Raw genomic sequence first — 24520 nt, forward strand, 5'->3', positions numbered from 1 at the left:
GTTTTGCCGAGCCTGTAGTTACTGTGGTGTCCCACTCGTCGGGCTTCTGCTCGGCAACTACAGCCTCGGCGAACGGCCGCGTTAGAAATAGCGCGGAAACGGGCTCCAGTCGGGGGGACGCTTCTGTAGGAAGGCGTCGCGGCCTTCGACGGCCTCGTCGGTCATGTAGGCCAGGCGGGTGGCCTCACCGGCAAACAGTTGCTGACCCACCAGCCCGTCGTCGAGCAGGTTGAACGCGAACTTCAGCATCCGTTGCGCCTGAGGCGATTTCGCGTTGATCTCGGCCGCCCACTGCAGCCCCACTGTCTCCAGCTCGGCGTGTTCGGCCACCGCGTTGACCGCGCCCATCTGGTGCATCTGCTCGGCGGTGTAGGTGCGGCCTAGGAAGAAGATCTCGCGGGCAAACTTCTGGCCGACCTGACGGGCCAGATATGCGCTGCCGTAACCGCCATCGAAGCTGCCGACGTCGGCGTCGGTCTGCTTGAAGCGGGCGTACTCGCGGCTGGCCAGGGTGAGATCGCAGACCACGTGCAGGCTGTGTCCCCCGCCGGCCGCCCAGCCATTGACCAGACAAATGACCACCTTGGGCATGAACCGGATCAGCCGCTGCACCTCCAGGATGTGCAACCGGCCGGCGCGGGCGACATCAACCGTGTCCGCGGTGTCTCCGCTGGCGTACTGGTAACCGCTGCGCCCACGAATTCGTTGGTCGCCGCCGGAGCAGAACGCCCAGCCGCCGTCCTTCGGGGACGGCCCGTTGCCGGTCAGCAGCACCACTCCGACGTCGGGCGACATTCGTGCATGGTCGAGCACCCGGTACAGCTCGTCGACGGTGTGCGGGCGAAATGCGTTGCGCACTTCAGGGCGGTTGAACGCCACCCGCACCGTGGCATCGTCGACGTGGCGGTGGTAGGTGATGTCGGTCAGATCGTCGAACCCGTCCACGAGCCGCCACGCCTTGGCATCAAAAGGGTTGTCACTCAAGGCTGTTGAACTCCGTCCTTGTTCGCCGGCTGGAGCCACCACGGCGATCTGATCCGTTCACCCATGCCTGCCACAGTAATCATGGCCGCTGGGCGTCAGCCGGACGGTATGGTGCCCGGGGCCTTGGTCACATGTGGTCGTGAGTTGGCGCCCGGGCGGCTTTCTGTGGAGGGTCACCGCGTACTCGATCATGGCGCTGCTCGCAGTTCATCACCGAACCGGCACAGTGTCGCTCGGCAATGCGGTCTACTCGTGGGGCATGTTAAGCGCTCAACAGGGCGGCGCGCCCACCTTTCTCCAAGCCCCGCTGGACTCAGCCGATGGCGTGAGCCGAGGGCCAGGCGCGTGCCAATCTTTCGTCGGTGGTCAACAACACCAGACCTGCCGTTTCGGCCAGCTCGACGTAGAGGGCATCGGTCAGGCGGAGGGTGTCGCGGCGCGACCACGCTCCAGCAAGCAGCGACGAAAGACCGTGTCGAGTCACCGGCACCTGTCGCAACTCCTCCAGTGCCGCATCGACATAGGCAACGGTGAGTGCGCCGGCGCGCTGCATGCGCCCCAGCGCCGACAACACCTCTGCATCGAAGTGCGCCGGCGCGTGCATCGCGGTCCGAGCCAGCCGCGCGCGCACCGCAGAGCACCGATCGCTAGTGCGAGCCAGTAGATCCACCATGGCACTCGCGTCGACGACCACCTGCTCCGGCGGCGAAGTGGGCGATGCTCTCACGCTTCGAACTCATCGCGAGCGGCATCGATCGCACCCAGCACGTCATCATGCCGAGCGCCGGTGCTTCTGGGTTCCAACCCCTCAAGCCACGCATCGGTTGCGGAGTTCTCCAACTCGGCACTGATCGCGGCCTGAGTCAGCGCCGAGACGTTCAAGCCCCGCGCCCTGGCGCGCTCCGCCAATTCGTCGGGCACATACACGTTCAACCGAGCCATACACACCAATGTACACACAACGATCGTTTTCGTGCGCCGGCTCAACAAGGCCTTCGGCGGGTTCTTTCGCCCGCCGCAGACCGCGAAACCCGCTGTGAAGGTGGGTTATCCCGAGCATCGCCGGCATATCTGCACGGCATCGGCGGCGTCAAGTGCGCCGGCATCGCCAGGCCGAAGGCCGGGGTGAAGACTAATCCAGATCAGATGCGAGGGACCAGACTTCATGCAACGGCCAAGCCCTAGCCGACCGCGCGCCCAGCGCCTTCCCAGAACCGTGCGCGCACGGCCTTCTTGTCCGGCTTTCCTAGACCGGTCAACGGCAAAGAGTCGACGACCACCACCCGCTTGGGTGCCTGCACCGATCCCTTGCGTTGTTTGACCGCTGCCTGGATCTCGGCGGTCATGGCCTCGATCGCGGGCTCATCGCGGGCCGCGTTGGAGCGCAACACCACCACCGCGGTGACGGCCTCGCCCCACTTCTCATCCGGCGCGCCAACCACGCACACCTGAGCAACCGCCGGATGCTCGGCCACCACGTCCTCGACCTCCCGGGGGAACACGTTGAAGCCGCCGGTGACGATCATGTCCTTGACGCGGTCGACGATGTAGTAGAAGCCATCGGAGTCCTCGCGGGCCAGGTCGCCGGTGTGCAGCCAGCCGTCTTTAAAAGTCCGCGACGTCTCGTCTGGCAGATTCCAGTAACCGCCCGCCAACAGCGGTCCGCTGACACAGATTTCGCCGACTTCGCCCTGCTTCACCGGCTTGCCATGCTCGTCTAACAGCGCGACGCGGGCGAACAGCGTCGGCCGCCCACATGAGGTCAGCCGCTTCTCGTCGTGATCGCCCTTGGCCAGATAGGTGATCACCATGGGCGCCTCGGATTGCCCGTAGTACTGGGCGAAGATTGGGCCGAACCGCCGGATCGCCTCGGCTAGTCGCACCGGGTTGATCGCCGAGGCGCCGTAGTAGACGGTTTCCAGCGACGACAGGTCCCGGGTGTGCGAATCCGGGTGGTCCAGCAGCGCGTACAGCATCGATGGCACCAACATGGTCGCTGTAATGCGTTGCTCCTCAATGATTCTGAGTACCTCGGCCGGGTCGAACTTCGCCAGCACTATCATCTCGCCGCCCTTGATCACCGTCGGCGTGAAAAACGCCGCGCCGGCGTGCGACAGCGGGGTGCACATTAAGAACCGCGGGTTGGCCGGCCACTCCCATTCGGCGAGCTGGATCGAGGTCATGGTGGCGATCGACTGCGCGGTGCCTATCACGCCCTTAGGCTTGCCGGTGGTGCCGCCGGTGTAAGTCAGGCCGATAACTTGGTCGGGTGGCAGGTCGGCGGCGACCAGCGGCTGCGGCTGGTATTTGGCGGCCTCGGCGGATAGGTCGACTGCCACATGCTTGAGCGCATCGGGCACCGGCCCAATGGTGAGGATTTGCTGCAGCGAGTCCACCTGCTCCAGCAGAGCCAGTGCGCGCTCGACGAACATCGGGTTGGGGTCGATGATCAGTGAGCTGATGCCGGCGTCGTTCAGCACGTAGGCGTGATCGGCCAGCGAGCCCAACGGGTGCAGCGCGGTGCGCCGATAACCGCGGGCCTGCCCGGCGCCGATGATCATCAAAACTTCAGGACGGTTGAGCGACAGCAGACCGACCGCCACCCCGGTGCCGGCACCTAGCGCCTCGAATGCCTGGATGTACTGGCTGATACGGTCCGCCAGCTGGCCACCGGTCAGCCTGGTGTCGCCGAGGAACAGCACCGGCTTGTTCTGGTGGCGCTTGAGCGCTCCCACTAGCAGATGGCCGTTGTGGGTCGGGCTGCGCAACAGCTCGCCCGAACAATCCTGGTCACGCATGGCGCCGCTCTCCCTCGCTAGCTGGGGTACCCCCACCGCATCGCTTCGTCCCCCGCAAGCGGGTGGTACCCCCACTGCATCGTCGCCGGCGGTGCTCATCTGGCAAGACTAGAACGTGTTGCAATTTGGATCTGCCGTGCCCTCGTAATCTCGAAGGATCACTACGCTTGGAGCCCATGGCCGATGCAGACCTCGTCATGACCGGAACCGTGCTCACCGTCGACGATGCGCGGCCAACGGCCGAGGCGATCGCGGTCGCCGACGGCCGGGTCATTGCCGTCGGTGACCGGTCCGAGGTTGCCGGCCTGGTTGGCGCCAACACCCGGGTCATCGATCTGGGTGCCGGGTGCGTCATGCCAGGATTTGTTGAGGCACACGGCCATCCGCTACTGGAGGCGGTCGTGCTGTCGGACCGGTTCGTCGATATCCGTCCGGTGACGATGCGGGACGCGGACGACGTCGTTGCCGCGATCCGCGGCGAGGTTGCACGGCGCGGCCCGGCCGGCGCCTATCTGGTCGGCTGGGATCCGCTGCTGCAGTCCGGTCTTGGCGAGCCGACGCTGACCTGGCTCGACAGCCTCGCGCCGAACGGGCCGCTGGTGATCATCCACAACTCCGGACACAAGGCTTACTTCAACTCGCACGCCGCCTGGCTCAATGGGCTCACCCGAGACACCGCGGATCCCAAGGGCGCGAAGTATGGCCGCGACGGCAATGGCGAACTCGACGGCACCGCCGAGGAAATCGGCGCGATTCTTCCGCTTTTGGCCGGTGTAGCCGACCCCAGCAACTTCGGTGCCATGCTGCGCGCCGAGTGTGCTCGGCTCAACCGTGCCGGCCTGACCACATGCTCGGAGATGGCTTTTGACCCAGGGTATCGGCCGATGGTCGAGGCGGTGCGCGCCGAACTGACGGTCCGGCTGTGCACCTACGAGATCTCCAATGCGCGGATGTGCACCGATGCGACGCCTGGGCAAGGTGACGACATGCTGCGCCAGGTGGGCATCAAGATCTGGGTGGACGGCTCGCCGTGGGTCGGCAATATCGATCTGACCTTTCCCTACCTGGACACCCCCGCCACCCGTGCCATCGGTGTACCGCCCGGTTCCCGCGGGTGCGCCAATTACACCCGTGAACAGTTGGCCGAAATCGTCGGGGCCTACTTTCCGCGGGGCTGGCAGATCGCCTGTCACGTGCACGGCGACGGCGGTGTGGACACCATCCTCGACGTCTACGAAGAGGCACTGCGCCGCAATCCTCGAGACGATCACCGGCTGCGGCTCGAACACGTCGGGGCCATCCGGCCCGACCAACTGCGGCGCGCCGCCGAACTCGGTGTCACCTGCAGCATCTTCGTCGACCAGATCCATTACTGGGGCGATGTGATCGTCGATGACCTGTTCGGGGCACAGCGCGGGTCCCGGTGGATGCCGGCTGGATCCGCGGTGGCCGCCGGCATGCGTATCTCGCTGCACAACGACCCGCCCGTCACACCGGAGGAGCCACTGCGCAACATCAGCGTGGCCGCAACCCGGGTGGCGCCCAGTGGCCGGGTGCTGGCACCGGAGGAGCGCCTGACGGTCGAGCAGGCGATTCGCGCGCAGACCATCGATGCCGCCTGGCAACTGTTCGCTGAGGACGCGATCGGCTCGCTTCAGGTCGGCAAGTACGCGGATATGGTGGTGCTGTCGGCGGATCCCCGGACGGTGCCGCCAGAGCAGATCGCCGACCTGGCGGTGCGGGCGACGTTTCTGGCCGGTCGCCAGGTTTATCGGCGGTGATACCCGTGCTGCCCCCCCTAGAAGCCCTGCTGGACCGCCTGTATGTGGTGGCCCTGCCGATGCGAGTGCGTTTCCGCGGCATCACCACCCGTGAAGTGGCCTTGATCGAGGGTCCGGCCGGTTGGGGCGAATTCGGTGCGTTCGTGGAGTACCAGTCCGCGCAGGCGTGCGCGTGGTTGGCGTCGGCGATCGAGACCGCCTACTGTGCGCCGCCGCCGGTGCGACGTGACCGCGTTCCGATTAACGCCACTGTGCCGGCCGTTGCCGCCGCCCAGGTGGGCGAGGTGCTGGCCCGGTTTCCTGGGGCCCGGACGGCCAAGGTGAAGGTCGCCGAGCCTGGGCAGAGCTTGGCCGACGACATCGAGCGTGTCAACGCGGTTCGGGAGCTGGTTCCCATGGTGCGGGTGGACGCCAACGGTGGCTGGGGTGTCGCCGAGGCGGTGGCCGCGGCGGCCGCCCTGACCGCCGACGGCCCGCTGGAATACCTTGAACAACCCTGTGCCACCGTCGCCGAACTCGCCGAGTTGCGCCGGCGGGTGGATGTGCCGATCGCCGCCGACGAAAGCATCCGCAAGGCCGAGGATCCGTTGGCCGTTGTCCGCGCTCAGGCCGCCGATATCGCGGTGCTGAAGGTCGCCCCGCTGGGCGGTATTTCGGCGCTGCTTGATATCGCGGCGCGGATCGCCGTTCCGGTGGTGGTCTCCAGCGCGCTCGATTCCGCCGTCGGAATCGCCGCCGGCCTGACCGCCGCCGCGGCCCTGCCGGAGCTCGACCACGCGTGCGGGCTGGGCACCGGCGGGCTGTTTGAAGAGGACGTGGCCGAGCCCGCAGCACCCGTCGACGGCTTTCTGGCAGTTGCGCGGACAACGCCCGACCCGGCGCGGTTGCAAGCCCTGGGTGCACCGCCGCAGCGGCGACAGTGGTGGATCGACCGGGTCAAGGCCTGCTACTCGTTGCTTGTACCGTCTTTCGGGTGATCAACCTGGCCTACGACGACAACGGGACCGGTGACCCGGTGGTCTTTATCGCCGGCCGCGGCGGCGCCGGACGCACCTGGCACCCACATCAAGTCCCGGCCTTTCTGGCGGCTGGATATCGGTGCATCACGTTCGACAATCGGGGCATCGGCGCCACCGAAAACGCCGAAGGCTTCACCACGCAAACCATGGTCGCCGACACCGCGGCGCTGATCGAAACCCTAGACATCGCCCCGGCGCGCGTTGTCGGGGTGTCGATGGGGGCATTCATCGCGCAGGAACTCATGGTGGTCGCACCCGAGCTGGTCAGCTCGGCGGTGCTGATGGCCACTCGCGGCCGCCTGGACCGCGCCCGCCAGTTCTTTAACAAAGCCGAGGCCGAACTCTATGACTCGGGTGTCCAGCTGCCACCCACATACGACGCGAGGGCTCGCTTACTGGAGAACTTCTCCCGAAAGACGCTCAACGATGACGTGGCCGTTGGCGACTGGATCGCGATGTTTTCCATGTGGCCGATTAAGTCCACCCCCGGACTGCGCTGTCAGCTAGATTGCGCTCCGCAGACCAACCGGCTGCCCGCCTACCGCAACATCGCCGCGCCGGTGCTGGTGATTGGTTTCGCCGACGACGTGGTGACGCCGCCCTACCTGGGTCGGGAGGTCGCCGACGCCCTGCCGAACGGCCGTTACCTGCAGATACCTGACGCCGGTCATCTCGGGTTCTTCGAGCGGCCGGAAGCCGTCAACACCGCGATGCTGAAGTTCTTCGCCAGTGTCAAGGCCTGAGCGCGGCCCGGCCATACGGTCCGGCTGTGACACTCTGTACTGGTGAACCCCTCGACGACACAGGCGCGCGTCGTCGTCGACGAACTGATCCGCGGCGGCGTTCGCGACGTGGTGCTGTGTCCGGGCTCGCGCAATGCGCCGCTGGCCTTCGCGCTGCAGGACGCCGACCGGTCCGGCCGGATCCGGTTGCACGTTCGCATCGATGAACGCACCGCCGGCTACCTGGCCATCGGGCTGGCAATCGGGGCGGGCGCGCCGGTGTGTGTCGCGATGACATCCGGCACCGCCGTGGCCAACCTCGGTCCGGCGGTGGTGGAGGCAAACTACGCTCGGGTGCCGCTGATCGTGCTGTCAGCCAATCGGCCCTACGAGCTGCTGGGCACCGGCGCCAACCAGACCATGGAACAGCTGGGCTATTTCGGCACCCAGGTGCGCGCCAGCATCAGCCTGGGGCTGGCCGAGGACGCACCCGAGCGGACCTCGGCGCTCAACGCGACCTGGCGATCGGCTACGTGCCGAGTGTTGGCGGCCGCCACGGGTGCTCGCACCGCCAACGCGGGCCCCGTGCACTTCGACATCCCGCTGCGCGAACCGCTGGTGCCCGATCCCGAGCCCCTCGGCGCGGTCACCCCGCCGGGCCGGCCTGCTGGCAAGCCGTGGACCTACACGCCGCCGGTCACCTTCGACCAGCCACTGGACATCGACCTGTCGGTCGACACCGTGGTCATCTCCGGGCATGGCGCTGGCGTGCACCCCAACCTCGCGGCGTTGCCGACCGTCGCAGAACCGACGGCGCCGCGGTCCGGGGACAACCCGTTGCACCCGCTGGCGCTGCCGCTGCTGCGCCCTCAACAGGTGATCATGCTGGGCCGGCCGACACTGCATCGTCCGGTATCGGTGCTGCTGGCCGACGCAGAAGTGCCGGTATTCGCATTGACAACCGGTCCACGCTGGCCGGATGTCTCGGGTAACTCGCAGGCCACCGGCACGCGGGCGGTCACCACCGGCGCGCCGCGGCCCGCGTGGCTGGACCGGTGTGCGGCGATGAACCGGCACGCGATCGCGGCGGTTCGGGAACAGCTCGCGGCGCACCCGTTGACCACCGGGCTGCATGTCGCGGCGGCGGTGTCGCATGCGCTGCGGCCCGGTGACCAGCTGGTGCTCGGGGCATCCAATCCGGTGCGGGATGTGGCGTTGGCCGGTTTGGACACCCGCGGCATCCGGGTACGGTCCAACCGTGGGGTCGCCGGCATCGACGGCACCGTGTCCACCGCGATCGGGGCGGCCCTAGCTTATGAGGGGGCTCACGAGCGCACCGGCAGCCCGGACTCCCCGCCCCGCACCATCGCACTGATCGGCGACCTGACGTTCGTGCACGACAGCTCCGGGCTGTTGATCGGGCCGACCGAACCGATACCGCGGTCATTGACCATCGTGGTGTCTAATGACAACGGCGGCGGCATCTTCGAATTGCTCGAGCAGGGTGATCCCAGGTTCTCCGACGTGTCATCGCGAATCTTCGGCACCCCACACGACGTCGATGTGGGCGCATTGTGCCGCGCCTACCACGTGGAATCTCGCCAGATCGAGGTCGACGAACTCGGACCGACCCTCGATCAACCCGGTGCCGGCATGCGCGTGCTCGAGGTCAAGGCCGACCGGTCGTCGTTGCGACAATTGCACGCCGCCATCAAGGCGGCTCTGTGATATCACCGAAACCCCTGCTGCACATCCTGATTCATGGGCTCAGTGATGAACTGCCCGATACTCGAGGCAGGATCGTGCTGCGCTGGTTACGAATCGCCGTCCTGATAGTGACCGGTTTGGTCACGCTGCAGTCGGTGCTTCTGGTGGCTGGTGCGTGGCGCAATGACATTGCGATCCAACGTAATATGGGGGTCGCGCAGGCTGAGGTGCTCAGCGCCGGGCCGCGGCGTTCGACGATCGAGTTTGTCACACCGGATCGGATCACCTATCGGCCGCAACTCGGTGTGCTGTATCCGTCCGAATTATCCACGGGCATGCGAATTTACGTTGAGTACAACAAGAGGGATCCCAACCTGGTCAGAGTGCAGCACCGTAACGCCGGACTGGCGATCATCCCGGCCGGGTCCATCGCGGTGGTGGCCTGGCTGATCGCCGCCGCCGCGCTGGTCGTGCTAGCGGTGCTGGACAAGCGGTTGGAACGTCGTGAAAATTCGGCGTCTGCAACGGGCTGAGCAGCAGAGTTCGCACGCCGTATGCCGCTACGCAACCATTTCGACAGCCGGCGCTGACAGTGTGTGTGGCGTGCGCGTTGCGATCGTCGCCGAGTCGTTCCTCCCGCAGGTGAACGGCGTCAGCAACTCGGTGGTCAAGGTACTCGAACATCTGCGTCGAACCGGTCATGAAGCCCTGGTGATCGCGCCCGACACGCCGCCAGGTGAAGACCGCGCCGAGCGACTTCACGACGGTGTCCGGGTGCACCGGGTGCCGTCGCGGATGTTCCCAAAGGTGACCACGTTGCCGCTCGGCGTGCCCACCTTCCGAATGCTGAGAGCGCTGCGCGGATTCGATCCGGATGTCGTGCATCTGGCGTCGCCGGCGCTGCTTGGCTACGGTGGACTCCATGCCGCTCGGCGGCTAGGGGTGCCCACGGTCGCGGTCTACCAAACCGATGTTCCGGGTTTCGCGTCCAGCTACGGCATTCCGATGACAGCACGGGCGGCGTGGGCATGGTTCCGCCACTTGCATCGCCTGGCTGACCGCACTCTGGCGCCGTCCACAGCGACAATGGAATCCCTTATTGCCCAGGGCATTCCGCGAGTACACCGGTGGGCACGCGGGGTGGACGTGCAACGTTTCGCGCCGTCGGCGCGAAACGAGGTGTTGAGGCGACGGTGGTCACCGGACGGCAAACCCATCGTCGGCTTTGTGGGTCGGCTTGCTCCGGAGAAGCATGTCGACCGGCTCACGGGTCTGGCGGCCTCCGGCGCCGTGCGGCTGGTGATCGTCGGCGACGGCATCGACCGGGCAAGATTGCAATCAGCAATGCCCACAGCGGTTTTCACCGGAGCACGGTATGGCAAAGAGCTCGCCGAGGCGTATGCCAGCATGGACGTCTTCGTACATTCCGGTGAGCACGAGACGTTCTGCCAAGTCGTGCAGGAAGCGCTGGCGTCGGGGCTACCGGTGATCGCTCCGGACGCCGGCGGACCGCGTGATCTGATAACCCCGCACCGCACCGGGCTGCTGTTGCCGGTCGGCGAGTTCGAGCACCGGCTTCCTGACGCCGTCGCCCACCTGGTGCACGAACGCCAGCGCTACGCGCTGGCCGCCCGGCGCAGTGTGCTGGGCCGCAGTTGGCCGGTGGTCTGCGATGAGCTGCTCGGCCACTACGAGGCGGTGCGAGGTCGGCGCACGACCCAGGCCGCGTAACGGTAGCGTCGAGGCTATGAGTCGCGCCGCCTTGGACAAGGATCCCCGCGACGTGGCGTCGATGTTCGATGGCGTCGCCCGCAAGTATGACCTGACCAATACCGTGTTGTCCCTGGGCCAGGACCGGTATTGGCGGCGAGCCACTCGGTCGGCGCTGCGGATCGGGCCCGGCCAAAAGGTCCTGGACCTGGCCGCGGGCACCGCCGTGTCCACCGTAGAGCTCACCAAATCGGGCGCGTGGTGTGTGGCTGCCGATTTTTCGGTCGGCATGCTTGCGGCGGGCGCTGCGCGCAAGGTTCCCAAGGTCGCCGGTGACGCCACCCGGCTGCCGTTTGGTGACGACGTGTTCGATGCGGTCACCATCAGTTTCGGGCTGCGTAACGTCGCAAACCAGCAAGCGGCGCTGCGGGAAATGGCTCGTGTCACCCGGCCGGGCGGGCGGCTACTAGTGTGCGAATTCTCCACGCCCACCAATGCGTTGTTCGCCACCGCCTACAAGGAATACTTGATGCGGGCGCTGCCCCGGGTGGCGCGGGCGGTGTCTAGCAACCCCGAGGCCTACGAGTACCTCGCGGAGTCGATCAGGGCCTGGCCCGACCAGGCGGTGCTGGCGCACCAGATTTCGCGGGCCGGGTGGTCGGGGGTGCGGTGGCGCAACCTGACCGGCGGCATCGTAGCTCTGCATGCCGGATACAAACCCGGCAAACAAACCCCGCAGTGACCGGTAGGAAGACTTAGCGGGTGCCAGCCCGTTGCAGGACGCCCACATGCTCAGGGCAGTAGTGATCGATCGCGGCGCCCAGGAACTGAAACGCTTGGCCCTGGGTGGTTCCGCGCGGCAGGTTGCGTTGCAGGAAAGTGGCCGACTTGTACGCATCGCCGTCAACGCCTCTGCTCAGCCGTTCGCAGCTGATCTTGGCAAGCCAAGCGTTGTAGTCCTGCGGGCCGTAGATCCCGAAGCGATGGATCGTGTTGTTGAAGGGGGCGTCGTAGTCGTCGGCCTGCGCCGGCGCTGCCAAACTAACGGCAGCCACCGTCATGCCGACGACAACAGCCAGCTTTGTTCCCTTCATTAGCCGGACTATACGCGTCGTTTGGGTGCGCCGTCAGCCCAGGTGGGCCGAGAGCAGCCAGCCACCGATCGACTGCAGCCCGTTGGGCTCTTCGCGGATGTCCAGGAGTGCGGGCATGCCGGCGAAGCCGGCCGGGAACCTCGCGTACAGCCGCGCGGGCTTGATCTCATCGATGATCCAGTACTTGGACACCGCCGCGCGCAGCTCGTCCTCGGTGACCGCATTGATCGGCCCCTCGGGTATCGCCGCCCGGTCGAATACCAACACGAAGTAGGAGGCGCCCGGTGCCGCCGCACGCACGATCGATTGCAGATAGCCCTCCCGGGACTCGACCGGCATGGAGTGGAACAGCGTGCTGTCGACGATGGTGTCGAACCTGCCGTCATAGCCGGTAAACGAACTGGCGTCGGCCACCTCGAAGCTGGCATTGGCCAGGCCGCGCTTCGCTGCTTCATGCCGAGCCAGTTCTACGGCGGCGGGGGAGAGGTCCAGTCCGACCGTGGTGTGTCCCCGTTCGGCCAGTGCCAGCGAAATCGCGGCCTCCCCGCAGCCCACGTCGAGGACGTCGCCGCGGAACTTGCCCTGCACGATCAGGGCGGCCAGCTCGGGCTGGGGTTCGCCGATGCTCCATGGCGGTCGGACTCCCTCCCCGAAGGCGACGGATTCACCGCGGTAGGCGGATTCGAACTCAAGATCCAGCGATTCAGTCATGTGTTCATATATATCAACGGCCCTGATATATGTCAACACAGTTGACATTCGCGCACCCTTGGTTGCCGGCCGTCAGCTGAACGGCGGTCGTCGATCGACGAGCCGGGACAATTGACCGCCACCGCGCCACACCCGCGCCACCCAGTCGCGGTCGTCGTCGGTGACCAGATTGGACATCACCCGCACGGCGATGTTCATCAATGCGGTGGAGCGCATCGTGATGGGCCCAGTCGTGGGTAGGAACCGTGGGAAGGTCAGTAACAACGCTAGCCGGCGCGCAACCGAGAAGCCGCGACCGTAGCGGTCGGCCAGCAGCGACGGCCACAGCCGTGCCAGGTCACGCGAATCCAGCAGTTCGGCGGCCAGCCGCCCGGTTTCCAGCCCGTAGTCGATGCCCTCGCCATTGAGCGGGTTGACGCAGGCCGCGGCGTCGCCGATGAGCATCCAGTTGGACCCGGCCACTCCAGAAACCGCGCCGCCCATCGGCAACAGCGCCGACGACACCGCGCGCGGCTGGCCGGTGAAGCCCCACTCGTCACGGCGCAGGTCGGTGTAGTAGGAGATCAGCGGGCGCAGGGCCAGATCGGCTGGCCGTCTTGAGGTCGACAACGCTCCCACGCCGATGTTCACTTCGCCGTTGCCCAGCGGAAAGATCCAGCCGTAGCCGGGTAGCACGGCGCCGTCGGGGGAGCGCAGTTCCAGATGCGACGTCAGCCACGGGTCATCGCTGTACGCCGTGCTCAGGTACCCCCGGACCGCGACGCCATAGACCGTCTCCCGATGCCATCGCCGGCCCAGCTTGCGTCCCAGCGGGGATCGGGCCCCGTCGGCAACGATCAGCTGGCGGCAGCCCACCTCAGTGCCGTCGGCCAGGGTCAGCGATACCACCCGCCTCGATGAATCATGGTGAACAGCAACGGCTTTAGCGCCAAGTAGCATGCGCGCACCGGTGTCCTCGGCGACCTTTCGGATCCGGTCGTCCAGCTCGAGACGGGCCACCGCGCTGCCGTACGACGGGAAGCTCGGACCGGGCCAGTCCACTTCCACCTCGCCTCCGAAGCCGCTCATCCGCAACCCACGATGCCGGATGTGGTCCGCCAGCCACTTACCTAGTCCCAGCTGGTGCAGTTCGGCGACCGCGCGTGGTGTCAGCCCGTCGCCGCAAGGCTTGTCGCGGGGGAAGGTGGCGGTGTCGATGACGAGGACGTCGCGGCCCGCGCGGGCAGCCCAGGCGGCCGCAGCTGACCCGGCCGGTCCGGCGCCCACGACCACCACGTCGGCACTGTCATCCACGCTCACCAGTATGTTGGTCGAGTGAGGACTCCGGCGACGGTGGTGGCAGGCGTTGACCTGGGCGACGCTGTCTTTGCCGCGGCCGTGCGTGCTGGTGTCGCGCGAGTCGAGCAACTCATGGACACCGAGCTGCGCCAGGCCGACGAGGTGATGAGCGATTCGCTGCTGCACTTGTTCAATGCCGGCGGCAAGCGGTTCCGTCCACTGTTCACCGTGCTGTCGGCGCAGATCGGGCCGCAGCCGGATGCCGCAGCGGTGACAGTCGCCGGGGCGGTGATCGAGATGATCCACCTGGCGACCCTCTACCACGATGACGTGATGGACGAGGCCCAGGTCCGCCGCGGCGCGCCCAGCGCCAACGCGCAATGGGGTAACAACGTCGCGATCCTGGCTGGCGACTACCTACTGGCCACCGCATCGCGGCTGGTGGCGAGGTTGGGACCGGAGGCGGTGCGGATCATCGCCGACACCTTCGCCCAGTTGGTGACCGGGCAGATGCGTGAGACGCGCGGCACGTCGGAGAACGTGGACTCCATCGAGCAGTACCTGAAGGTGGTCCAGGAGAAGACCGGCAGTCTAATCGGGGCGGCCGGCCGGCTGGGTGGGATGTTCTCCGGTGCCACCGACGAACAGGTCGAACGGCTGAGCCGCCTCGGCGGCGTGGTGGGCACCGCGTTTCAGATCGCCGACGACATTATCGACATCGACAGCGAGTCTGACGAGTCGGGCAAGCTGCCCGGTACCGATGTGCGCGAAGGAGTACACACCCTGCCGATGCTCTACGCGTTACGGGAATCAGGGCCCGATTGCGCTCGGTTGCGCGCACTGCTGAACGGACCGGTCGACGACGACGCCGAGGTGCGCGAGGCGCTGACATTGTTGCGGGCGTCGCCGGGCATGGCCCGGGCCAAAGACGTCCTGGCGCAGTACGCGGCTCAGGCACGTCACGAGCTGGCCTTACTGCCCGACGTCCCGGGACGGCGTGCCCTGGCGGCGCTGGTCGACTACACCGTGAGCCGGCACGGCTAGGTTGCCCGGCCAGGCTCGATTGCGGAACCAGCGGATACCCCTCAGGCGTTGAACCAGCAGTAATCTCCCAAGTTGAGGTGTTCTAGGAGGACACGCACTGATGACTTGGCATCCGCATGCCAACCGGCTGAAGACGTTCCTGCTGTTGGTCGGTATGTCCGCGTTGATCGTGGCCGTCGGCGCGTTGTTTGGCAGGACGGCGCTGATGCTGGCGGCGCTGTTCGCCGTCGGAATGAACGTCTACGTCTACTTCAATAGCGACAAGCTGGCGCTGCGGGCGATGCATGCGCAACCGGTTTCCGAACTGCAGGCGCCGGCGATGTACCGGATCGTTCGAGAGCTGGCGACCAGCGCTCACCAGCCGATGCCCCGGCTGTACATCAGCGACACCGCCGCACCCAACGCGTTCGCCACCGGCCGCAACCCGCGCAATGCCGCGGTGTGTTGCACGACTGGCATCCTGCGTATCCTCAATGAGCGTGAGCTGCGTGCCGTGCTGGGCCACGAGCTGTCTCACGTCTACAACCGCGACATCCTGATCTCTTGTGTGGCAGGTGCGCTGGCAGCGGTGATTACCGCGCTGGCCAACATGGCCATGTGGGCCGGCATGTTCGGCGGCAACCGAGACAACGCCAATCCCTTTGCACTGCTTCTGGTTGCGCTGCTGGGCCCGATCGCGGCAACCGTGATACGGATGGCCGTGTCGCGATCGCGGGAGTACCAGGCCGACGAGTCGGGTGCCGTCCTGACCGGGGACCCGCTGGCGTTGGCGTCGGCATTGCGCAAGATCTCCGGCGGCGTCCAGGCGGCGCCGCTGCCGCCGGAGCCGCAGCTGGCCAGCCAGGCGCACCTGATGATCGCCAACCCGTTCCGGGCGGGTGAGCGGATCGGATCGCTGTTTTCGACTCACCCACCGATCGAGGACCGCATTCGCCGGCTGGAGGCGATGGCGCGCGGCTGATAACTGTGGGTATCGAGATGCCATCGGTGATGAGTCAGGCGCCGCTATCGAGGAGGCGGTCGATCAGTTCGTGGCTGGCATGCCGGCGTGCGGCGAGGACGCGCCCGTCCCACTGACCGAACGCAACAGCCGAACTATCGTTGTGCGGACATCACCGGCATGCGTGCCGGCAGCGGTGGCAAGCCTAAAACCCCGAGCCGTGCACCTCGTGTCCGGGGACCTCGGCGATCAAGCCTCTATACGCCTGCTCCACCGTCGAACCATGGTTGATGACGGCGTCGACCTCGCGGGCGATCGGCATGTTCAGCCCGAACTCGTTGGCGAACTCCATCACCACACCGGCAGCTTTGACGCCCTCGGCGACCTGGCTCATCGATGCGATGATTTCGTCGATCGGCTTGCCTGCGCCGAGTTGTTCGCCCACATGCCGGTTGCGGCTGCGTTGGCTGGTGCAGGTGACGATCAGGTCGCCGAGACCGGCCAGTCCGGGGAACGTTTCGCTTTTCCCACCCATTGCCACACCCAGCTTCGTCATCTCGCGCAGCGCGCGGGCGATCACCAGGGCGCGGGTGTTTTCGCCGATACCCAGCGAATAGCCCATCCCGACCGCGATGGCGAAGACGTTCTTGAGGGCGCCCGCCGTCTCGACACCGACGACGTCGTCAGTTGTGTACACGCGGAAGCGCCGGGTGCGAAACATTGCTGATAGCCGGGTCGCCAGGTGCTGGTCGGGCATGGCCAGCACCGCCGCGGCCGCGTAGCCCTCGGCCACCTCGCGGGCGATGTTCGGGCCGGCCAGGATGCCTGCCGGATGACCGGGCAGTACCTCCTCGATGATCTGCGACATCCGCATATTGGTGCCCTGTTCGAGCCCCTTGACCAGGGACACCACTGGCACCCAGGGTCGCAGCTCTTTGCTCAGCTCGACAAGCACTCCGCGGAAACCGTGCGAGGGCACCCCCATGACGACGACGTCGGCGCAGTTGGCGGCCTCGGTGAAGTCTGTGGTGGCGCGCAGGGTGTCGCTGAGCACCACGTCGTTGCCGAGGTATCGGCTATTGCGGTGGTTGTCGTTGATGTCCTGCGCGGTGACCGCCGAGCGCACCCACTGCAAGGTTGGTCCGCGGCGCGCACAGATGGAGGCGACGGTGGTGCCCCAGGAACCGCCGCCGAGGACAACGACTTTGGGTTCGCGCTTGTTGGCTGCCATGGCGTTCAGCGTATTGCGGCAACCGGACATTTGATATCCGTCGACGAACCGCAGGAGCAATCATGCCGCGCCGAACACCATTGCCTCCTCGATGCGGTCGAATCGGTAGTCGATGGCGTCGGCCAAGTAGTTCTGTCGTACATTCCACGGCCGCTTGGTGCCGGACTTGGGCAGCGCGTACGGCGCCCGCTTCACATAGCCGGCCTGAATGTCCCAGGACGGTTTCTCGTCCATCGGCTCGTCGCCCAGGTGCGGGGCGGCGCGCGTGTGTCCATGGGCGGCCATGTGTGCCAGTAGTTTTGCCGTCGCCCGGGCCGTCATGTCGGCGCGCAGCGTCCAGGACGCGTTCGTGTAACCCACACACCAGAACAGGTTGGGCACGTCTTCGAGCATGTGCGCCTTGTAGACAAAGCGATCCCGAGGGTCGATCTCGACGCCGTCGAGGCTGATCGCGGCCCCGCCAAGCGCTTGCAACTGCAGGCCGGTGGCGGTGACGATAATGTCCGCATCGAGGTGCCCACCGGATTTGAGTGCAATACCGGTGGCGTCGAAGTGGTCGATATGGTCGGTGACCACCTCGGCGCGGCCGCTGGTGATGGCGTTGTACAGGTCGGCGTCCGGGATCAGGCACAGTCGCTGATCCCACGGGTTGTACCGCGGCGTGAAGTGGGTTTCGATGTCGTAGCCCTCGGGCAGATTTTTGATCGCGGTACGGCGCAGCAGCCATTTCACGAACACCGGTGTCTTGCGGGACAAGAACCAGAACACCGCTTCCAATAACGCGTTGTACATTCGGACAATCAAGTGAGAAGTTTTGGGAGGCAACGCTTTACGAACAACGGCGGCGAACGTGCTGTATTTGGATGCCGAGATCAGGTAGGTCGGGGATCGCTGCAGCATGGTTACCTTTTCGGCCCGGTCGGTCAGCGAGGGGATCAGTGTGACCGCGGTGGCCCCGCTGCCGATCACCACGATCTTCTTGCCGGTGTAGTCCAGATCCTCTGGCCAGTGCTGGGGATGCACTACCGCGCCGCCAAACTTCTCGATGCCTCCGAAGTCGGGGGTGTAGCCCTCGTCATAGTTGTAGTAGCCGCTGCCGAAGAACACGAACCGGCTGCGGTAGTGCTTGTGCACGCCGTTCTGCTCGAAGGTGACGGTCCAGGTATCGGTGGATGAGTCCCAGTCCGCTGCGCGAACGTAGCTGTTGAACTCGATGTGGCGATCGATGCCGTACTTGTGGGCCATGTCGGTGAGGTACTCGCGGATGTGGGCGCCGTCGGCGATGCCTTCTTCGCGGGTCCACGGCTCGTAGGGAAACGACAGCGTGAAGATGCTGCTGTCGGAGCGCACGCCGGGGTAGCGGAACAGATCCCAGGTGCCGCCGATCCGCGCACGCCTTTCCAGGATGGTGTAGGTCAGCTGCGGGTTGCGTTCGATGATCCGGTAGGCCGCGCCCAGTCCGGAGATGCCGGCGCCGACGATGACGACGTCGACACAGCCGGCGTTTGGAGTCACGCTCATCGTGAACCTCGCTTGAAATCCTGGATCAGCGACCAGGGTAGCCAGGACATCCAGCCAGCCCCTCCAGATCGCCGCGACTAGCGGTAGTTCACAAACTGCAATGCCACATCCAGGTCGGCCTTCTTCAGCATGGCGATGACGGCCTGCAGGTCGTCGCGCTTCTTGCTGGTGACCCGGACCTCGTCGCCCTGGATCTGGGTTTTGACGTTCTTGGGGCCTGCGTCGCGGATGAGCTTGGTGATCTTCTTGGCGTTCTCGCTGCTAATGCCCTGTTTGAGGGCGCCGGTAACTTTGTACGTCTTACCCGAGGCCTGCGGTTCTCCGGCCTCGAAGGCCTTCAGCGAGATGTCGCGGCGGATCAGCTTCTCCTTGAAGACGTCGACGGCGGCCTTGACACGCTCCTCGGTGGACGAGGTGAGCTCGACGGCCTCGTCGCCCTTCCACGCGATCTTGGTGTCGGTGCCGCGGAAGTCGAAGCGCGTGGCCAGCTCCTTGGCGGCCTGGTTGAGTGCGTTGTCGACCTCCTGCCGGTCGACCTTGCTGACGATGTCGAACGATGAGTCCGCCATTCGGTTCGTCCCTCCTTCGCGAGATAGCCGTGTGTGCTCTGTCTACCCGGTCGTTGTACCCTGCTAGGCGGCAGGTTGCCCGAGCGGCCAATGGGAGCGGACTGTAAATCCGTCGCGAAAGCTACGCAGGTTCGAATCCTGCACCTGCCACCACGGTCAAGCTGGTATCCGGGCATGGGCGCCGGGCATGGCCACGCCCGCGCGTTGGTGCCCCAACGTCGCCTACGGTCGGTAGACAGCGGCGCGACACCCGCACTCCAACAATTTCGGGAGGTCAAGTGGTGGAGTTGAGCCCGGATCGGATCATGGCGATCGGCGGCGGGTACGGCCCGTCTAAGGTACTGCTTACCGCGGTCGGGCTTGGGCTGTTCACCGAACTTGGCGATGAGGCCATGACCGCCGAGGCCATTGCCGACCGCCTCGGGTTGCTAAAGCGACCGGCGATTGACTTCCTCGACGCCTTGGTCTCGCTGGACTTGCTGGCGCGAGACGGCGACGGACCCGGGTCCCACTACCGCAATACACCGGAGACAGCGCACTTTCTGGACGAGGCCCGTCCCACCTACGCGGGCGGCCTGCTGAAGATCTGGAACGAACGCAACTACCGCTTCTGGGCGGATTTGACCGAGGCGCTCAAGACCGGGAAGGCACAAAGCGAGGTCAAGCAAACCGGGCGGCCCTTCTTCGAGGCGCTCTATGCAGATCCTCGGCGGCTCGAGGCGTTCATGGCGGCTATGGACGCGGCGTCGCGACGCAACATCGAGCTCCTCGCGAAACGCTTTCCGTTCGAGCGCTACCGGCGTCTCTGTGACGTGGGCTGCGCGGACGGTCTGTTGTCACGAATCGTCGCGGCGGCTCACCCGCACTTGCAGTGCGTCAGCTTCGACTTGCCCGCGGTGACCGAGATCGCTCGACGCAAGCTGACAGCCGAGGGTTTGGGTGAGCGGGTGCAGGCGTGCGCCGGTGACTTTTTGGCCGACCCTCTGCCGGCGGCCGATGTCATCACGATGGGCCAGATTCTGCACGACTGGAACCTCGACCGTAAACAGCAGTTGGTCGCTAAGGCCTACGAGGCCCTGTCCAAGGAGGGGGCTTTCATTGTGATCGAGACATTGATCGACGACGCGCGACGCGAAAACACAACCGGCCTGATGATGTCACTGAACATGCTTATCGAGTTCGGTGACGCGTTCGACTACTCCGCCGCCGACTTCCGGGGGTGGTGTGGCGAGGCGGGATTCCGTTCGTTCGAGGTGATCCCGCTTGCCGGCGGCTCCAGCGCGGCGGTGGCCTATAAATAGTGGGCAATGACATGGTGGGTGGCCGACCAACGTGAACTGAGGACGGCAAATCGGCCTCAGTTCACGCTCGGCGCTTTGAGCAACAAATTGAACACATAGAATCGTGTCGATGAGCGGCACATCGTCGATGGGATTGCCGCCGGGACCTCGACTTTCCGGCTCGGTGCAGGCCGTGTTGATGTTGCGCCATGGGCTGCGTTTTTTGACGGCCTGTCAACGCCGTTACGGCAGTGTTTTCACGCTGCATGTCGCGGGGTTCGGCCACATGGTGTATCTGTCCGATCCGGCCGCCATCAAGACAGTGTTTGCCGGCAACCCGAGTGTCTTTCACGCCGGCGAAGCCAACTCGATGTTGGCCGGACTGCTCGGCGACAGCTCACTGCTGTTGATCGACGACGACGTGCACCGCGACCGGCGTCGCCTGATGTCGCCGCCGTTCCATCGCGACGCGGTCGCGCGCCAGGCCGGGCCGATAGCCGAGATTGCCGCCGCCAACATCGCCGGGTGGCCGATGGCTAAGGCGTTCGCGGTGGCGCCCAAGATGTCTGAGATCACCCTTGAGGTGATCCTGCGGACCGTCATAGGCGCCAGCGATCCGGTCCGGCTCGCCGCGCTGCGCAAGGTCATGCCGCGGCTGCTCAACGTGGGCCCGTGGGCGACGCTCGCACTGGCCAACCCGAGCCTGCTGAACAATCGGCTCTGGAGCAGGCTGCGACGGCGGATCGAAGAAGCCGACGCCCTGCTGTACGCCGAGATCGCCGACCGCCGAGCCGATCCCGATCTGGCCGCACGCACCGACACGCTGGCCATGCTGGTTCGGGCCGCCGACGAAGACGGACGGACGATGACCGAGCGCGAGCTGCGCGACCAGCTGATAACGTTGCTGGTCGCAGGTCACGACACCACCGCGACGGGACTGTCGTGGGCACTGGAGCGGTTGACCCGCCACCCGGTCACCCTGGCCAAGGCCGTGCAAGCGGCCGACGCCAGCGCGGCCGGCGATCCAGCCGGCGACGAGTACCTGGACGCGGTGGCCAAAGAGACACTGCGGATCCGCCCGGTGGTGTACGACGTGGGCCGGGTCCTCACCGAGGCGGTGGAGGTGGCCGGTTACCGGCTGCCGGCCGGGGTCATGGTGGTCCCAGCGATCGGGCTGGTGCACGCGAGCGCGCAACTGTATCCGGATCCGGAACGGTTCGACCCTGATCGGATGGTTGGCGCCACTTTGAGCCCGACCACCTGGTTGCCGTTCGGCGGCGGCAACCGCCGCTGCCTCGGCGCCACCTTTGCCATGGTCGAGATGCGGGTCGTCCTTCGGGAGATCCTGCGCCGCGTCGAGTTGAGCACCACCACGACCTCCGGCGAACGGCCGAAGCTAAAGCACGTCATCATGGTGCCGCACCGCGGCGCGCGCATCCGCGTCCGGGCAACCAGGGACGTTTCGGCCACGTCGCAAGCGACAGCCCAGGGTGCCGGATGCCCAGCCGCTCGCGGTGGCGGGCCGTCCAGAGCCGTCGGCAGCCAGTGACCAGCTGGGGTATCCGCATGGGGTCGCCCAGCGGGTCCCGAGGGGACTTTTGGCCACCGGCGCTGGTGGCCTACTGCCCTCCCGCCGTTGCGCCGGGTGCGTGCACGATTGAAGTCCCCAAGGAAGGGACGCTCATGAAGGCAAAGGTCGGGGACTGGCTGGTGATCAAAGGCGCGACGATAGATCAACCGGACCACCGAGGGTTGATTATTGAGGTGCGCTCATCCGATGGTTCGCCGCCGTATGTGGTGCGCTGGCTCGAGACCGACCATGTGGCGACGGTGATTCCGGGTCCGGATGCGGTCGTGGTCACTGCGGAGGAGCAGAATGCGGCCGACGAGCGGGCGCAGCATCGGTTCGGCGCGGTTCAGTCGGCGATCCTCCATGCCAGGGGAACGTAGGCGATTCGCTCAAGCGACGAAGTCGGTGGGTGTCAGCTGGCCGGCGAAAGTCCGGCGCCGGGATGGAACGCTGGTGCCGTTCGACATCGCGCGGATCGAAGCAGCGGTGACGCGGGCAGCGCGCGAGGTGGCTTGCGACGACCCCGATATGCCGGGCACCGTAGCGAAAGCCGTCGCCGACGCACTCGGGCGCGGTATCGCTCCCGTTGAGGACATTCAGGACTGCGTGGAGGCCCGGCTGGGGGAAGCCGGTCTGGATGACGTGGCCCGTGTTTACATCATCTACCGGCAGCGGCGCGCCGAGCTGCGGACGGCTAAGGCCTTGCTCGGCGTGCGGGACGAGTTAAAGCTGAGCTTGGCGGCCGTGACGGTACTGCGCGAGCGCTATCTGCTGCACGACGAGCAGGGCCGGCCGGCCGAGTCGACCGGCGAGCTGATGGACCGATCGGCGCGCTGTGTCGCGGCGGCCGAGGACCAGTATGAGCCGGGCTCGTCGAGGCGGTGGGCCGAGCGGTTCGCCACGCTATTACGCAACCTGGAATTCCTGCCGAATTCGCCCACGTTGATGAACTCTGGCACCGACCTGGGACTGCTCGCCGGCTGTTTTGTTCTGCCGATTGAGGATTCGCTGCAATCGATCTTTGCGACGCTGGGACAGGCCGCCGAGCTGCAGCGGGCTGGAGGCGGCACCGGATATGCGTTCAGCCACCTGCGACCCGCCGGGGATCGGGTGGCCTCCACGGGCGGCACGGCCAGCGGACCGGTGTCGTTTCTACGGCTGTATGACAGTGCCGCGGGTGTGGTCTCCATGGGCGGTCGCCGGCGTGGCGCCTGTATGGCTGTGCTTGATGTGTCGCACCCGGATATCTGTGATTTCGTCACCGCCAAGGCCGAATCCCCCAGCGAGCTCCCGCATTTCAACCTATCGGTTGGTGTGACCGACGCGTTCCTGCGGGCCGTCGAACGCAACGGCCTACACCGGCTGGTCAATCCGCGAACCGGCAAGATCGTCGCGCGGATGCCCGCCGCCGAGCTGTTCGACGCCATCTGCAAAGCCGCGCACGCCGGTGGCGATCCCGGGCTGGTGTTTCTCGACACGATCAATAGGGCAAACCCGGTGCCGGGGAGAGGCCGCATCGAGGCGACCAACCCGTGCGGGGAGGTCCCACTGCTGCCTTACGAGTCATGTAATCTCGGCTCGATCAACCTCGCCCGGATGCTCGCCGACGGTCGCGTCGACTGGGACCGGCTCGAGGAGGTCGCCGGTGTGGCGGTGCGGTTCCTTGATGACGTCATCGATGTCAGCCGCTACCCCTTCCCCGAACTGGGTGAGGCGGCCCGCGCCACCCGCAAGATCGGGCTGGGAGTCATGGGTTTGGCGGAACTGCTTGCCGCACTGGGTATTCCGTACGACAGTGAAGAAGCCGTGCGGTTAGCCACCCGGCTCATGCGTCGCATACAGCAGGCGGCGCACACGGCATCGCGGAGGCTGGCCGAAGAGCGGGGCGCATTCCCGGCGTTCACCGATAGCCGGTTCGCGCGGTCGGGCCCGAGGCGCAACGCACAGGTCACCTCCGTCGCTCCGACGGGCACCATCTCACTGATCGCCGGAACCACCGCGGGCATCGAGCCGATGTTCGCTATCGCGTTCACCCGCGCCATCGTCGGCCGGCATCTGCTGGAGGTCAATCCGTGCTTCGACCGACTGGCCCGCGATCGGGGCTTTTATCGTGACGAGCTGATCGCCGAGATCGCTCAGCGTGGCGGAGTCCGTGGCTATCCGCGGCTGCCTGCTGAGGTGCGGGCCGCGTTCCCGACCGCGGCGGAGATCGCGCCGCAGTGGCATCTGCGCATGCAGGCCGCGGTGCAGCGCCACGTCGAGGCCGCCGTGTCCAAGACGGTCAACTTGCCCGCCACGGCGACGGTCGATGACGTCCGCGCCATCTATGTGGCCGCCTGGAAGGCAAAGGTCAAGGGCATCACGGTGTATCGCTACGGCAGCCGGGAAGGACAGGTACTGTCCTACGCCGCGCCGAAACCGCTACTGGCGCAGGCTGACACGGAGTTCAGCGGCGGCTGTGCGGGCCGCTCCTGCGAGTTCTGACGGCGGCTCCCATGGCGCGAGCAGACGCAGAATCGCACAAAATCAGCGATTTTGATGCGATTCTGCGTCTGCTCGCG

The 24520-nt window shown here is 66.1% G+C and carries 23 protein-coding genes, 1 tRNA gene and 1 other annotated feature; of the genes, 14 read left to right on the forward strand and 10 right to left on the reverse strand.

The features are described 5' to 3' along the window. Positions 1-81: 81 nt before the first annotated feature. The 4 genes from menB to fadD8 all read right to left on the reverse strand — a co-directional run bounded on the left by menB (position 82) and on the right by fadD8 (position 3881). Complete coding sequence (menB, locus tag Rv0548c) at positions 82-1026, reverse strand: 1,4-dihydroxy-2-naphthoyl-CoA synthase (RefSeq protein ID NP_215062.1); 945 nt, start codon at positions 1024-1026, stop codon at positions 82-84. A 271-nt stretch (positions 1027-1297) separates the two neighbouring features. Beyond that, positions 1298-1711: a ribonuclease VapC3 gene (gene vapC3, locus Rv0549c; RefSeq protein ID NP_215063.1), complete on the reverse strand. Its 414-nt coding sequence runs from the start codon at positions 1709-1711 to the stop codon at positions 1298-1300. Next, positions 1708-1974: an antitoxin VapB3 gene (vapB3, locus tag Rv0550c; RefSeq protein NP_215064.1), complete on the reverse strand. Its 267-nt coding sequence runs from the start codon at positions 1972-1974 to the stop codon at positions 1708-1710. The genes vapC3 and vapB3 overlap by 4 nt, the downstream gene beginning before the upstream one ends. A 191-nt stretch (positions 1975-2165) precedes the next feature. After that, entirely contained in the window at positions 2166-3881 is a 1716-nt protein-coding gene (gene fadD8, locus Rv0551c) for a fatty-acid--CoA ligase FadD8 (protein NP_215065.1), read from the reverse strand. After that, positions 3824-3881, reverse strand: a repeat region (58 bp Mycobacterial Interspersed Repetitive Unit,Class III). It overlaps the preceding gene by 58 nt. Before the next feature lie 77 nt (positions 3882-3958). Here fadD8 and Rv0552 point away from each other — a divergent pair. The 7 genes from Rv0552 to menH all read left to right on the forward strand — a co-directional run bounded on the left by Rv0552 (position 3959) and on the right by menH (position 11463). Further along, on the forward strand, positions 3959-5563 hold the full coding sequence (locus Rv0552) for a hypothetical protein (protein NP_215066.1): 1605 nt from the start codon (positions 3959-3961) through the stop codon (positions 5561-5563). After that, positions 5560-6540: a muconate cycloisomerase gene (gene menC, locus Rv0553; protein ID NP_215067.1), complete on the forward strand. Its 981-nt coding sequence runs from the start codon at positions 5560-5562 to the stop codon at positions 6538-6540. The genes Rv0552 and menC overlap by 4 nt, the downstream gene beginning before the upstream one ends. After that, positions 6537-7325 (forward strand): non-heme bromoperoxidase BpoC, encoded by a 789-nt coding sequence (gene bpoC, locus Rv0554; protein ID NP_215068.1) that lies wholly within the window; start codon positions 6537-6539, stop codon positions 7323-7325. Before menC ends, bpoC begins: the two co-directional genes overlap by 4 nt. A gap of 42 nt (positions 7326-7367) precedes the next feature. After that, positions 7368-9032, forward strand: a complete 1665-nt coding sequence (menD, locus tag Rv0555) for a bifunctional 2-succinyl-6-hydroxy-2,4-cyclohexadiene-1-carboxylate synthase/2-oxoglutarate decarboxylase (protein NP_215069.1) — start codon at positions 7368-7370, stop codon at positions 9030-9032. After that, entirely contained in the window at positions 9029-9544 is a 516-nt protein-coding gene (locus Rv0556; RefSeq protein NP_215070.1) for a transmembrane protein, read from the forward strand. Before menD ends, Rv0556 begins: the two co-directional genes overlap by 4 nt. Positions 9545-9605: 61 nt before the next feature. Continuing rightward, the gene (gene mgtA / locus Rv0557) at positions 9606-10742 is read left to right on the forward strand and encodes a GDP-mannose-dependent alpha-mannosyltransferase (RefSeq protein ID NP_215071.1); all 1137 of its coding nucleotides are present in this window, start codon (positions 9606-9608) and stop codon (positions 10740-10742) included. 16 nt (positions 10743-10758) lie between these two features. After that, positions 10759-11463, forward strand: a complete 705-nt coding sequence (gene menH / locus Rv0558) for a demethylmenaquinone methyltransferase (RefSeq protein ID YP_177738.1) — start codon at positions 10759-10761, stop codon at positions 11461-11463. 13 nt (positions 11464-11476) lie between these two features. On the opposite strand, the gene Rv0559c is transcribed toward menH, so the two are convergent. The 3 genes from Rv0559c to Rv0561c are packed head-to-tail and all read right to left on the reverse strand — an operon-like array spanning position 11477 to position 13825. Beyond that, on the reverse strand, positions 11477-11815 hold the full coding sequence (locus Rv0559c) for a hypothetical protein (RefSeq protein NP_215073.1): 339 nt from the start codon (positions 11813-11815) through the stop codon (positions 11477-11479). 33 nt (positions 11816-11848) lie between these two features. Further along, a complete protein-coding gene (locus Rv0560c; protein NP_215074.1) occupies positions 11849-12574 on the reverse strand; it encodes a benzoquinone methyltransferase in 726 nt (241 codons plus the stop codon). Between the two features lie 24 nt (positions 12575-12598). Further along, entirely contained in the window at positions 12599-13825 is a 1227-nt protein-coding gene (locus Rv0561c; protein NP_215075.1) for an oxidoreductase, read from the reverse strand. A gap of 15 nt (positions 13826-13840) precedes the next feature. Here Rv0561c and grcC1 point away from each other — a divergent pair, with 15 nt between their 5' ends. Both grcC1 and htpX read left to right on the forward strand, forming a co-directional pair. Then, positions 13841-14848, forward strand: a complete 1008-nt coding sequence (gene grcC1, locus Rv0562; protein NP_215076.1) for a polyprenyl-diphosphate synthase GrcC — start codon at positions 13841-13843, stop codon at positions 14846-14848. A 100-nt stretch (positions 14849-14948) separates the two neighbouring features. Further along, positions 14949-15809, forward strand: coding sequence for a protease HtpX (gene htpX, locus Rv0563; protein NP_215077.1), 861 nt, complete (start codon positions 14949-14951; stop codon positions 15807-15809). Between the two features lie 184 nt (positions 15810-15993). Here the strand turns inward: htpX and gpdA1 are convergent, their stop codons facing one another. The 3 genes from gpdA1 to Rv0566c all read right to left on the reverse strand — a co-directional run bounded on the left by gpdA1 (position 15994) and on the right by Rv0566c (position 19109). After that, positions 15994-17019, reverse strand: coding sequence for a glycerol-3-phosphate dehydrogenase (gene gpdA1, locus Rv0564c; protein NP_215078.1), 1026 nt, complete (start codon positions 17017-17019; stop codon positions 15994-15996). A gap of 60 nt (positions 17020-17079) precedes the next feature. Beyond that, a complete protein-coding gene (locus Rv0565c; protein ID NP_215079.1) occupies positions 17080-18540 on the reverse strand; it encodes a monooxygenase in 1461 nt (486 codons plus the stop codon). A 77-nt stretch (positions 18541-18617) separates the two neighbouring features. Next, a complete protein-coding gene (locus tag Rv0566c; protein ID NP_215080.1) occupies positions 18618-19109 on the reverse strand; it encodes a hypothetical protein in 492 nt (163 codons plus the stop codon). Positions 19110-19178: 69 nt separating this feature from the next. Here Rv0566c and tyrT point away from each other — a divergent pair. The 5 genes from tyrT (at position 19179) to nrdZ (ending at position 24443) form a co-directional block, all read left to right on the forward strand. Beyond that, positions 19179-19259: transfer RNA gene (tyrT, locus tag Rvnt05), tRNA-Tyr, on the forward strand. Between the two features lie 131 nt (positions 19260-19390). Beyond that, positions 19391-20410, forward strand: coding sequence for a methyltransferase/methylase (locus Rv0567; protein ID NP_215081.1), 1020 nt, complete (start codon positions 19391-19393; stop codon positions 20408-20410). A 109-nt stretch (positions 20411-20519) separates the two neighbouring features. Next, complete coding sequence (gene cyp135B1 / locus Rv0568) at positions 20520-21938, forward strand: cytochrome P450 Cyp135B1 (RefSeq protein NP_215082.1); 1419 nt, start codon at positions 20520-20522, stop codon at positions 21936-21938. Positions 21939-22072: 134 nt separating this feature from the next. Continuing rightward, positions 22073-22339: a hypothetical protein gene (locus Rv0569; protein ID NP_215083.1), complete on the forward strand. Its 267-nt coding sequence runs from the start codon at positions 22073-22075 to the stop codon at positions 22337-22339. 25 nt (positions 22340-22364) lie between these two features. Further along, the gene (nrdZ, locus tag Rv0570) at positions 22365-24443 is read left to right on the forward strand and encodes a vitamin B12-dependent ribonucleoside-diphosphate reductase (RefSeq protein NP_215084.1); all 2079 of its coding nucleotides are present in this window, start codon (positions 22365-22367) and stop codon (positions 24441-24443) included. Positions 24444-24520: the final 77 nt, after the last annotated feature.

This window comes from Mycobacterium tuberculosis H37Rv, assembly GCF_000195955.2.
GTDB classification, from domain to species: domain Bacteria; phylum Actinomycetota; class Actinomycetes; order Mycobacteriales; family Mycobacteriaceae; genus Mycobacterium; species Mycobacterium tuberculosis.

What these genes read in the sequence shown, in the direction of transcription:
- fadD8 (NP_215065.1), bottom strand. Translation starts at nt 3,881, where the DNA reads ATGAGCACCGCCGGCGACGATGCAGTGGGGGTACCACCCGCTTGCGGG.
- Rv0552 (NP_215066.1), top strand. Translation starts at nt 3,959, where the DNA reads ATGGCCGATGCAGACCTCGTCATGACCGGAACCGTGCTCACCGTCGAC.
- menH (YP_177738.1), top strand. Translation starts at nt 10,759, where the DNA reads ATGAGTCGCGCCGCCTTGGACAAGGATCCCCGCGACGTGGCGTCGATG.
- Rv0559c (NP_215073.1), bottom strand. Translation starts at nt 11,815, where the DNA reads ATGAAGGGAACAAAGCTGGCTGTTGTCGTCGGCATGACGGTGGCTGCC.
- Rv0560c (NP_215074.1), bottom strand. Translation starts at nt 12,574, where the DNA reads ATGTCAACTGTGTTGACATATATCAGGGCCGTTGATATATATGAACAC.
- htpX (NP_215077.1), top strand. Translation starts at nt 14,949, where the DNA reads ATGACTTGGCATCCGCATGCCAACCGGCTGAAGACGTTCCTGCTGTTG.
- gpdA1 (NP_215078.1), bottom strand. Translation starts at nt 17,019, where the DNA reads ATGGCAGCCAACAAGCGCGAACCCAAAGTCGTTGTCCTCGGCGGCGGT.
- Rv0565c (NP_215079.1), bottom strand. Translation starts at nt 18,540, where the DNA reads ATGAGCGTGACTCCAAACGCCGGCTGTGTCGACGTCGTCATCGTCGGC.
- Rv0566c (NP_215080.1), bottom strand. Translation starts at nt 19,109, where the DNA reads ATGGCGGACTCATCGTTCGACATCGTCAGCAAGGTCGACCGGCAGGAG.
- cyp135B1 (NP_215082.1), top strand. Translation starts at nt 20,520, where the DNA reads ATGAGCGGCACATCGTCGATGGGATTGCCGCCGGGACCTCGACTTTCC.
- Rv0569 (NP_215083.1), top strand. Translation starts at nt 22,073, where the DNA reads ATGAAGGCAAAGGTCGGGGACTGGCTGGTGATCAAAGGCGCGACGATA.